This is a genomic window from Methylobacterium sp. V23 (assembly GCF_002917135.1).
Taxonomy (GTDB): domain Bacteria; phylum Pseudomonadota; class Alphaproteobacteria; order Rhizobiales; family Beijerinckiaceae; genus Methylobacterium.
In genome coordinates this window covers 1-10,603 of sequence record NZ_PDHT01000067.1, presented here as the reverse complement: position 1 = coordinate 10,603, position 10,603 = coordinate 1, and the positions used below count along the sequence as shown (strand labels likewise).

Here is a 10,603-nt window from a genome sequence, read left to right as displayed (position 1 = left end):
TGGTCGCCCACCTCAAGCGCCAGGGCCGGCCGTCCTACCTCGAGGCCGTCACGGCGGAGGAGGACGGTGCGGCGGGCGGAAAGGGCGGCGCCGACGAGATCGAGCTGGACGGCGCGGTCTTCGACCAGGGCAGCTTCGGCGAGTCCGGCGGCGACCTCTACGACCAGGCGGTGCAGGTGGTGCTGCGGGACAAGAAGGCCTCGACCTCCTACATCCAGCGCCGCCTGCAGATCGGCTACAACCGCGCCGCCTCCTTGATGGAGAAGATGGAGATCGAGGGCATCGTCGGCCCGGCCAACCATGCCGGGAAGCGCGAGATCCTGGTCGAGCCGGACGCGCATCACGGCTGAGCAGTGCCGCGGCGCCGGACGGCCGCCCTATGGAACGGTGCCGAACCGATAGGTCGTGGTCGCCCGGAACGGCGCGTCCGGTCGCAGGACGGTGCTGGGAAAGGCCGGGTGGTTTGGGGCGTCCGGGAAGCCCTGGGCCTCGAAGCAGACGGCATCGCCCGCGCGGTAGAGCCCGCCGCCCGAGCCCGTCACCGTGCCATCGAGCATGTTCGCGGTGTAGAGCTGCAGCCCCGGCTGCGTCGTCGCCACGGTGAGGCTGCGCCCGCTCGCCGGATCGACCGCCTGCGCCACCGCGCGCAGGGTCCCGTCGCCGCCGAGCGCGTAGGTGTGGTCGTAGCCGTGAGCGAGGGCGAGCTGCGGGTGCGCCGTCCGGATGCGCGCCCCGAGCGCCGTCGGCGTCCGGAAGTCGAAGGGCGTCCCGGCCACGGGCAGGATCCTGCCCGTGGGGATCTGCTCGGCATCCGTCTCCAGCACCGCATCCGCCGCGAGGGTGACCATGTGCCCGAGGGCGCTGCCCGCGTCCTCGCCGGCGAGGTTGAAGTAGCTGTGGTTGGTCAGGTTGACGATCGTCGGCCGGTCGGTGACCGCCGCATACGCGATGGCCAGGCTGCCGTCGTCTCCCAGGCGGTAGGTCACGGTGACGTCGAGGTTGCCCGGGAAGCCCTGTTCGCCGTCGGCGGACCGGTAGGCCAGGGTGAGGCTGGCCGCGTCGGCGGCCTCGACCCGCCAGACCCGCCGGTCGAAGCCCTCCGGCCCGCCATGCATGGTGTTGCGGCCCTGGTTGCGGGGCAGCTGATGGACCGCTCCGTCGAGGCTGAAGCGCCCGCCTGCGATCCGGTTGGCGTAGCGCCCGATCAGGGCCCCGAAATGCGCGTCGCTCGCGACGTAGCCGGCGAGGTCGGCGGCCCCGAGGACGACGTTGGCCACGCGGCCCCTGCGGTCCGGAACGTCGATCCGGCTGACGATCCCACCGTAATCGAGCACCTGCACCCGCAGGTCGCCCCGCGTAAGGGTATGGCGCGTCACGGCTGCGCCGTCCGCCGTGGTTCCGAAAGGCTCTGTGCGCATCGACGTCCGAGTCCCGCTCCGGCCGGCTCAACGCGCGGCGGGCGGATCGGTCCCGTCAGGCCGGTACGACGGCGTCCTCGGCGTCGCCGGAGAGCTGCATCCGGTGCAGCCGGGCATAGGCGTCGCCCGCCGTCACCAGCGCCTCGTGGCGTCCCGTCTCGATGATCCGCCCGGCCTCCATCACGACGATGCAGTCGGCATCGCGTACGGTGGAGAGGCGGTGCGCGATGACCAGGGTGGTGCGGCCCCGCATCAGGCGCAGGAGCGCGTCCTGGACCAGGCGCTCCGACTCGGAATCGAGGGCGCTCGTCGCCTCGTCGAGGAGGAGGATCGGGGCGTCCTTGAGGAAGGCGCGGGCCAGGGAGATGCGCTGGCGCTCGCCCCCCGAGAGGCGGCCGCCCGAGGGCCCGACCGGGAAGTCGTAGCCCTCCGGCAGGCGACTGATGAAGCCGTGGGCCGCCGCCGCCTCGGCCGCCGCTTCGATCTCGGCACGGGTCGCTCCCGGCCGGCCGAAGCCGATATTGGCCGCGATGGTGTCGTCGAACAGGACCACGTCCTGCGAGACCACGGCCACCGCCGCGCGCAGGGAGGCGAGGGAGACGCTGCGGATGTCCTGCCCGTCGATGCGCACCGCGCCCTCGGTCACGTCGTAGAGGCGCGGCACGAGGTTGAGGAGGGAGGACTTGCCCGAACCCGAACGCCCGACCAGGGCCACCGTCGCCCCGGCCGGGACGGTGAGGTCGATGCCCTCCAGGGCCGGCGCGTCGGCGCGGTAGCGGAACTGCACGCTGGTGAAGCGGATCTCGCCCCCCGCCACCTGCAGCGGGGGCGCGCCCGGCAGGTCGCGGATCTGCGGCGCCTCGTCCATGAGGGCGAAGTAGCGCTGCAGGGCGGCGCCGGCTTCCTGAAGGATCGCGTTGAGGGTGCCCAGGGTGCGGATCGGCTGCGAGGCCAGGAGCAGCGCGGTGACGTAGCCGGTGAAGTCGCCCACGGTGCGGTCGCCCGAGGTCACGCGCTGGCCGACCAGGGCCAGCACTGCGGCCACCGCGAAGCCGCCGCCGATCTCGAGGAGCGGATCGAGGCGCCCGCGGGCGTTGGCGGCCTTCATCTTGAGGCGGCGCACCTCGTCGAAGGCGCCCCGCGCCCGGCCCTTGAGGTAGCCCTCCAAGGCGTAGGTCTTGGCGATGCGGGCCCCCTGCAGGCTCTCGGTGATCAGGCTGGCGGTGAGGCCCATCCGCTCCTGCGTCGCGGTCGAGACCCGGCGCAGCTTCTTGCCGACCCGGCCGATCGGGCCGGCGACGAACGGCACCACCACGCCCGCCACCAGGGTGAGGATCGGATCCATCCAGACCAGGGCCGCCACCAGGGCGATCAGCATGGCGATGTCGCGCAGGAGCACCGTCGAGATGCGGGTCAGGGCCTCCTTGATGAAGGCGAAATCCGTGGTGAAGCGCTGGGTGAAGGCGGCCGGGCTCTCGCGCCCGAGCTGGGCGAGATCGGAGTCGATGAGGTGTCCGTAGAGGGCGGCCTGCATGTCGGCCTCGACCCGGGTGACGACCCGGTTGGTCAGGACGTTCTGGCCGAACAGCGCGAAGCCGCGGATCGACGTGATCGCGATGACGATCACCGGGCCGTAGGCGAGGGCGCCCATATCCTTGCGGTCGAAGGCGTCGAAGGCGAGCTTGATCAGGGTCGGGTACAGGCCCGTCGCCGCTCCCACGATGGCGATGAGCACCAGAACCAGCGCGAGGGTCGCCCGGTGCGGACGCAGCCATTCCCGCCAGACCCGGCCGAGGAGGGGAAGGATGTCGCTCTTGGGAAGCGCCCGTCGCGCCATCTGGTCCGCTCTTTCCGTGTCATGCCCGCCAGTCGGCGCAGGGGCCGCGACTGCGGGGGTGTTTGCGTCCGCCCGCCGGCGAGATCAAGCGAAAGCCACGGGGGAACGCTCCGCGGCCCGGCTAGGAAATGTGATAATGTTACAGTAGAGCGAGGGAGCTTACCGAAAGGATCGTCTCCGATGCCGCTCCGGCTCCTGTTCCCGCGCCCGCGTTTCGGCCTGCCTGCCGCCCTCGTGCTCCTGCTCGGCCTGGTCGGTCCGGTCTCGGCGGCGGAGACGAAGCTGCGTGCCGTCGCGACCTTCTCGATCCTGGCCGACCTGGTGGCCCAGGTCGGCGGGGACCATGTCGCCGTGACCTCCCTGGTGCAGCCCAACGCGGATGCCCACGGCTATGCACCGGCGCCGAGCGACGCCCGGACCCTGGCGGATGCCAGGCTCGTCGTGGTCAACGGCCTGGGGCTCGAGGGATGGATCGACCGGCTGATCAAGGCCTCCGGCACCAAGGCGCCGGTGATCGTCGCCTCCGCCGGGGTCAAGCCGATCGAGGCCGAGGATGACGGCCACGGGCATGACGGGCCTGGTCACGCGCACGGCCACCACGACGATCCCCATGCCTGGCAGAGCATCGCCAATGCGCGGATCTACGTCGGCAACATCCGGGATGCCCTGGTGCGGATCGACCCGGACCATGCCGCGGCCTATGCCGACAACGCGAAGGCCTATGTCGCCTCCCTCGACGCCCTCGAGGGCGAGGTCCGGACGGGGATCGCTGCGATCCCGAAGGCCCAGCGCCGGATCATCACCACCCACGACGCGTTCGGGTACTTCACCGCCGCCTACGGCCTCACCTTCATCGCCCCCCAGGGCGTGTCCACCGACAGCGAGGCGAGCCCGCGCGACGTCGCCCGGATCATCCGCCAGATTCGCCAGGAGAAGATCCCGGCCGTCTTCCTGGAGAACATCAGCGATCCGCGCCTGATGCAGCAGATCGCCCGCGAGAGCGGTGCCGTGATCGGCGGCAAGGTCTTCTCCGACGCTTTGTCCGGGCCGGACGGGCCCGCGCCGACCTACGTGGCGATGATGCGCCACAACCTCGCGGCCTTCACCGCGGCCCTGGGCCAGCGCTGAATCCAGGCCCGGTTTCGCTCAAGCGTCGGGCGGGCTCGGCGGATACGGGTCTCCGTCCGGTCGACCGAGGGCCGGATCAGCCTCCGGTCATCGGCGGGAAGAACGCGATCTCGGCGGCACCGGCGATCGGTGCGTCCGGCTTGGCATGGACCCGGTCGATCGCCGCGCGGACGATGCCGGTGGTCTCGAAGGCGTAGGCGTATTCCTCGCCCCGGCCGCGCAGCCAGTCGATGAGATCCGCGACCGTGACGATCCCGGCGGGGAGGTCGACGGTCTCCTCGGCCTTGCCGACGCGCTCGCGCACCCAGGCGAAATAGACGAGCTTCATCGCGTGGTGTCCCTCAGCGCGGGTCGTCGATGACGTGCTTGATGCCGGCGCGCAGGTAGTCCCAGCCGGTATAGAGCGTCAGCGCGGCGGCGATCCAGAGGAGGACGGTTCCGGTCTGGATCGTGCCCGGCAGGATCGTTTCCCCGGCCGGACCGGCGACCAGGAAGCCGATCGCGATCAGCTGCACGGTGGTCTTCCACTTGGCGACCTTGCTCACCGGAACGCCGACCTTCAGCTCGGCGAGATACTCGCGCAGGCCCGAGACCAGGATCTCCCGGCACAGGATCACGATGGCGGCCCAGAGGGTCCAGCCCACGATGGTGTTGTCCGCGGCCAGCATGAGCAGGCAGGCGGCCACCAGCAGCTTGTCCGCGATGGGATCGAGCATCCGCCCGAGGGCCGAGCTCTGGTCGTAGGTCCGCGCCACGTAGCCGTCGAGGTAGTCGGTGATCGCCGCCAGGATGTAGACCGCCAGGGCGCCGAAGCGCGCGCTGGGCTCGGTGGGCCAGTACAGCAGCGCGACCACGACCGGCACCGCCACGAGCCGCCCGTAGGTCAGGCAGTTCGCGAGCGTCCAGGCTGGCGACCGGCGGCGGGTGAGGACGGGATTCATCGCAGGCGTGAAACCATGTGCGGCGGTGGGGGTCAACCGCTCGGACCCGCCGATCTCGTCACGCATGGGTGTGAAAGAAGTCGTAGACGGCGCGCGCCGTGGCGGCGTTGACCCCCGGGGTCTTCGCCAGATCCTCGAACGCCGCGCGCTGGATCGCCTTCACGGTGCCGAAGTGGTGCAGCAGCGCGCGCTTGCGGCTGGGGCCGATTCCCGCGATCTCGTCGAGGGGGTTCCGCACCATCTCGCGCTTGCGCTTGGCCCGGTGGCTGCCGATGGCGAAGCGGTGCGCCTCGTCGCGCAGGCGCTGCACGAAGTACAGGGTCGGATCGCGCGGCGGCAGCTTGAAGGGGGGGCGCCCGGGCACGAAGAACGTCTCGCGCCCGGCGTCGCGGTCGCGGCCCTTGGCGATGCCCACCAGGGCGACGTCGGTGACGCCGATCTCCTCCAGGGCGGTCCGGGCAGCGTCCAGCTGCCCCTTGCCGCCGTCGATCAGCACGAGGTCGGGCCAGGCCGGCAGGGTGTCGCTCTCCGGCGGCGCCTCCGGCACCGGCGCCTCGGCCCCGCCCTCGCTTGCCGCGATCGCGGCCTCCCGGGCGGTGCGCGGGTTCTCCTTGACGAGGCGCTTGAAGCGGCGCTGCAGCACCTCGCGCATCATCCCATAATCGTCGCCCGGGGTCAGCTCCTCCGACTTGATGTTGAAGGTGCGGTAATGCTGCTTGGCAAAGCCCGTCGGCCCGGCGACGATCATGCCGCCGACGGCGTTCGTGCCCATGATGTGCGAGTTGTCGTAGACCTCGATCCGCCGGGGCGTGCCGGAGAGCCCGAAGGACTGGCCGAGGGCGACCAGGAGCTTGCCCTGCGAGGCGGTGTCGGCGAGGCGCCGGCCCAGCGCCTCCTTGGCGTTGCGCTGGGCGTACTCGACGAGGTTCTTGCGCTCGCCGCGCTGGGGCTGGTGAATCTCGACCCGGTACTCCGTGCGGCTCGACAGGGCGGCGGCCAGGAGTTCCGCATCCTCGATGGCGTGCGAGACCAGGACGCTGCGCGGCGCCGGCTTGTCGTCGTAGAACTGCCCGATGAACGAGGCCAGGACCTCGTCCGGCGTCATGGTGCGGTCGGCCTTGGGGAAGTAGGCGCGGTTGCCCCAGTTCTGGAAGTTGCGGAAGAAGAACACCTCGATGCAGAACTGGCCCGCCTGCTCGTCGAGGGCGAAGACGTCGGCCTCCTCGACGCCCTGGGTGTTCACGCCCTGCGTCCCCTGGATCGCCGACAGGGCGGCGATGCGGTCGCGGAACCGGGCCGCGCGCTCGAACTCCATCTTCTCGGAGGCGTCCTGCATCTCCTCGCGCATGCGGTCCTTCACGGCGTTCGACTTGCCCGCGAGGAAGCTCTTCGCGTTGTCGGCGAGCGCGCGATAATCGGCGAGGTCGATCTCGCCCGTGCAGGGCCCGGAGCAGCGCTTGATCTGGTAGAGCAGGCAGGGCCGGGTGCGGTTCTCGTAGTAGCTGTCCGTGCAGGTGCGCAGGAGAAAGGCCCGCTGCAGGGCGTTCACCGTGCGGTTCACCGCCCAGACGCTGGCGAAGGGGCCGTAATAGCTGCCCTTCCGGCGCCGGGCGCCGCGGTGCTTGATGATCTGCGGCGCTTCCGAATCCGCCGTGACGAGGATGTAGGGAAACGACTTGTCGTCCCGCATCAGCACGTTGAAGCGCGGCTTCAGCTGCTTGATGAGGTTGGCCTCGAGGAGCAGCGCCTCGGTCTCGGTGGCGGTGGTGACGAACTCCATCGCCGCCGTCTGCGAGATCATGCGGGCGATGCGGTTGGAATGGGCCTGGCCCCGCGCGTAGGAGCCGACCCGCGCCTTGAGGTTCTTGGCCTTGCCGACGTAGAGCACGTCGCCCTTGTCGTCGAACATCCGGTAGACGCCGGGCGAGGTCGGTAGGGTCGTCCAGAACCGCCGGATCACCTCGGTGCCGGCCTTGACCGCGCCCTCCTCGAAATCGAAGTCGATCTCGGGGGCGTCGTCGGCCTGGGCGAGGTCGAGCGCCTCCTCGGCGTCGTCCTCCCGGCCGCCGTCCTGCGGGAACCCGTCCTGCGAGAACCCATCCTGCAGGCCGTCCTGGTCGTCGAAGCCGTCAGGCGGCAGATCTTTCGAGGCGTGGTCTTTCGCGGGCGCGCGGCTCATGCCGCTGACTTAAGCCTCGGGGAGAGGCGAGGGAAGGGGCGAGGGAAGGGGCGATCCAGGCGGCGGGCGGGGCGACGAGGCCCCGTCGCCTCAGTCGAAGAGCGCGTCGATGTCGCCCTGGTCGACGTGGCCGATATCGTCATCGAGCTTCGGCCCGTTGAGGAGCGAGCTCTCGTCGTCGATGTCGATCTTGGCGGGATGGGCGCCCAGCAGCTCGCTGAAGCTGTCGAGGCCGCCCCAGGCCTCGATCATCCGGTCGAGGTGCTCCTCGATGAACTTCAGCACGCCGACGATCTTGTTGATGCGCTGGCCGGTGAGGTCCTGGAAGTTGCAGGCCTCGAAGGCGACCACGACGCGGTCGAGGATCGCGTCGATGTTCTCGCGTCCCGCCATGGTGGTGGTCATGGCGCGCAGCATGCTGGCGTTGGTCTCGATTTCCTCGATCGCGCCCAGGATCGTGCTGGTGGCGCGCTCGGTGGAGTCGACGACGGCGTCGAGCTCGCCCGCCACGCGGCGCATGCCCTTGCCGGTATTCTCCGAGCGGTAGAGCGTCGCGATCTCCTGCTTGGTGCGGGTGATCGCATCCTTCATGATGTCGAGTTCGGACCGCATCGCGAAGGCTTCGTTGAGCTCGCGCCGGCAGGCGTCGATCGTCTCGACGGTGCTCGTCTGCGTGACCTTCCGAAGATCCTGGATCGCCGAGAGGATCTCCTCGAGGCGCTTGTTGTTCAGGGTTACCGCCTCCGACGAGACGGCGGCTTCGTTGGCCACGGCGGGACCTGCGAGCCCGAGGCTTTCCTCGATGCGGTAACGTTTGAGAGTCATCGGTCGCGATCAGCCGGAAAGAGTGAAGCCCGGTGACGATGCCGCCAACTCATTGCGATTTCTTGAACGTCGCAACCGGCCAGCAACCTTTACCGGCCGTTCACGCTGAATCCGAGGAACTGTTCGAAGCCGCACCGGGCTGAACGATTCACCATGTTCCTTCACCGGGTCCTCGTTCGGGGCCCCGATCCTCCGGGCATGTCGGACCCGCGGACGGGTTCGACCGAGGCTTGGAGCGTTGACGAGCATGCGGTTCGATTGGTGCGTGGCCGTGGCCTGCCTGACGGTGGGACTGGCGGGGCAGGGGGCACAGGCGCAGTCGCAGGGATCGGCCCGGCCCGGCGCCTATGGCGGGGGCTTCATCGAGTACATGCTGGGAAGCGGGCCGGAAGCGCGCCCGGCCGCGCCGGCCCCGGTCCGCTACGTCTCGGGCAACCGCCTCGCCGATGCGCAGGCGCTCGACCCCGCATCCCGCGCTTACGGTGTCGCCCCGACGCCGCGCATGCTCCACTCCGGCGACCGGGTTCCCGAGGAGCGCTTCGAACCCTCGTACGCGCCACCGGTCGCCGCAGCGCCCGTCCGGACGCCGATCCGCCTCGCCGCCCTGCCGTCGGCCCAGGCCGTGGAGCCGGCGGTCGAGGCCATCGCCCGCGCGCCCGATCCCCGCTACGCCCGCCAGGTCGTCGCCTTCGATGGACCGCAGCGCGCGGGGACGATCGTCGTCGATACGCCCGGCAAGTTCCTCTATCTGGTCCAACCCGGGCACCAGGCGATCCGCTACGGCATCGGCGTCGGCCGGCCGGGCTTCGCCTGGTCGGGCCTGAAGACGATCAGCCAGAAGCGGGAATGGCCGGATTGGACGCCGCCCGAGGAAATGATCCGGCGTCGTCCGGACCTGCCGCGCCATATGGCCGGCGGTCCCGGCAACCCGCTCGGCGCGCGGGCGCTCTATCTCGGCTCATCGCTCTACCGCATCCACGGCACCAACGAGCCGCACACGATCGGGCAGAACGTCTCCTCCGGCTGCATCCGGATGATGAACGAGGATGTCATCGATCTCTACGAACGCACGCCCGTCGGCACGCGGGTCGAGGTCCTGTGACGGCTCAGGCCTCACGACCGGGGCCCTGAAACGAGAAGCGCCGGCGCCCCATCGAGGCGCCGGCGCTTCGTCCTTGTGGAATCAGACCCAGTCGTCGTCCCCGCCGCCGCCGAGGTCGCCCCCGAAGTCGCCGCCGGAGTCGTCCGTGAAGGACGCGTCCTGGAGGTCGTTGCCGCCGCCGAGGGCCGAGCCGAGATCCTCGTTGCCGCTGCCGCCGAAGAAGTTGTTCTCGGTGATGTTCGGGGCGCCGCCGAGACCGGCCGCTGCTGCGCTGCCGAGCTGGGAATGGCCCCCCGCAAAGGCGTTGGAGAGGGCGCTGCCGAGCAGCATGCCGCCGGCGGCACCCGCCGCCATGGGCAGTGCCGTCGCCATGAAGCCGCCGCCGCGGGCCGGTGCCGCCTGCTGGCCGCTCCACGGGCCGCCCTGCTGCGGGCCGCCATAGCCCGGCTGCTGTCCGTAGCCCGGCTGCGGCTGGCCATAGCCCGGCTGCTGCGGCTGTCCGTAGCCCGGCTGGCCGCCCTGGTTGCCCCAGGCGCCGCCCTGGCGCGGCGGCTCGGGCTGGCGGGCGGACGAACCGCCGCCGAAGATGCTGGACAGGAAGCCGCCGCCGCCGCCCTGCGGCTGCTGCTGACCCGCACGGCGCAGCTGCTCGAGCTGCTCGTTCAGGCTCTTGATCGCCTCTTCCTGCACGTAGATCAGCTGCGCCATGGCGTAGGGCGCGTAGGGCTGTGCCCGGATCTTGTCGGCAATGAAGCGCTCGGCTTCCGCGTCACGGGGCTGGCTCGAAGCCTGCTCCAGGCGCTGGAAAATGCCGCCGATGACGTCGCGTTCTTCGCTGTTCATGGAGTTGTCCTCCTGGGGCAAGCCGGCGGGTGACCACCCGCACGGGCGGGTCACAGATGGGGGGTGCCGCCGGCCTTTGTCAGGGGTTCAACGCAAACTTTGCCGTCCCGGATGCATGGACCGATTTCGAATCTGCCCAGAACGCGGAAAAGCCCGGCCTTGCGGCCGGGCTTTCCTGAAGATGCGCGCCCGGCGAAGGGGCGCGATCGGGTCGGATCCTAGTAGGAGCCGAACTTGTAGTTCAGGCCGGCGCGGACGACGGCGAACTCGGTGTCGCGCACCTGACGGCCGCCGCTGACCAGGACGACGCCCGGGCTGGTGGTGGTGACG

At 70.4% G+C, this 10,603-nt stretch carries 10 protein-coding genes and 1 pseudogene; 3 read left to right on the top strand and 8 right to left on the bottom strand.

Features of this window, described 5'->3' with window-relative positions; translation table 11 throughout:
- Positions 1–350 (top strand): DNA translocase FtsK (locus tag CRT23_RS26615; protein WP_280952023.1); only part of this gene is annotated, 350 nt, incomplete at its 5' end.
- Positions 351–377: 27 nt separating this feature from the next.
- On the opposite strand, the gene CRT23_RS26610 is transcribed toward CRT23_RS26615, so the two are convergent.
- The gene (locus CRT23_RS26610) at positions 378–1,418 is read right to left on the bottom strand and encodes an aldose epimerase family protein (RefSeq protein ID WP_103712523.1); all 1,041 of its coding nucleotides are present in this window, start codon (positions 1,416–1,418) and stop codon (positions 378–380) included.
- A gap of 55 nt (positions 1,419–1,473) precedes the next feature.
- Positions 1,474–3,255, bottom strand: a complete 1,782-nt coding sequence (locus CRT23_RS26605) for an ABC transporter transmembrane domain-containing protein (RefSeq protein ID WP_103712522.1) — start codon at positions 3,253–3,255, stop codon at positions 1,474–1,476.
- Positions 3,256–3,435: 180 nt separating this feature from the next.
- Here CRT23_RS26605 and CRT23_RS26600 point away from each other — a divergent pair, with 180 nt between their 5' ends.
- A complete protein-coding gene (locus tag CRT23_RS26600) occupies positions 3,436–4,383 on the top strand; it encodes a metal ABC transporter substrate-binding protein (protein WP_103712521.1) in 948 nt (315 codons plus the stop codon).
- A 76-nt stretch (positions 4,384–4,459) separates the two neighbouring features.
- On the opposite strand, the gene moaD is transcribed toward CRT23_RS26600, so the two are convergent.
- From moaD to CRT23_RS26580, 4 genes are all read right to left on the bottom strand, one after another.
- A complete protein-coding gene (gene moaD, locus CRT23_RS26595; RefSeq protein WP_103712520.1) occupies positions 4,460–4,711 on the bottom strand; it encodes a molybdopterin converting factor subunit 1 in 252 nt (83 codons plus the stop codon).
- Positions 4,712–4,724: 13 nt separating this feature from the next.
- Positions 4,725–5,324: a CDP-diacylglycerol--glycerol-3-phosphate 3-phosphatidyltransferase gene (pgsA, locus tag CRT23_RS26590; protein WP_055948933.1), complete on the bottom strand. Its 600-nt coding sequence runs from the start codon at positions 5,322–5,324 to the stop codon at positions 4,725–4,727.
- Between the two features lie 58 nt (positions 5,325–5,382).
- A complete protein-coding gene (gene uvrC, locus CRT23_RS26585) occupies positions 5,383–7,503 on the bottom strand; it encodes an excinuclease ABC subunit UvrC (RefSeq protein WP_103712519.1) in 2,121 nt (706 codons plus the stop codon).
- 90 nt (positions 7,504–7,593) lie between these two features.
- The gene (locus tag CRT23_RS26580) at positions 7,594–8,328 is read right to left on the bottom strand and encodes a chemotaxis protein (protein WP_103712518.1); all 735 of its coding nucleotides are present in this window, start codon (positions 8,326–8,328) and stop codon (positions 7,594–7,596) included.
- Between the two features lie 247 nt (positions 8,329–8,575).
- On the opposite strand from CRT23_RS26580, the gene CRT23_RS26575 reads away from it, so the two are divergent.
- Complete coding sequence (locus CRT23_RS26575) at positions 8,576–9,430, top strand: L,D-transpeptidase (RefSeq protein WP_103712517.1); 855 nt, start codon at positions 8,576–8,578, stop codon at positions 9,428–9,430.
- Between the two features lie 81 nt (positions 9,431–9,511).
- Here CRT23_RS26575 and CRT23_RS26570 read toward each other — a convergent pair whose 3' ends face one another.
- Positions 9,512–10,273 (bottom strand): DUF2076 domain-containing protein, encoded by a 762-nt coding sequence (locus tag CRT23_RS26570; protein WP_103712516.1) that lies wholly within the window; start codon positions 10,271–10,273, stop codon positions 9,512–9,514.
- 218 nt (positions 10,274–10,491) lie between these two features.
- Positions 10,492–10,603, bottom strand: a pseudogene (locus CRT23_RS26565) (porin family protein); the annotation flags it as partial.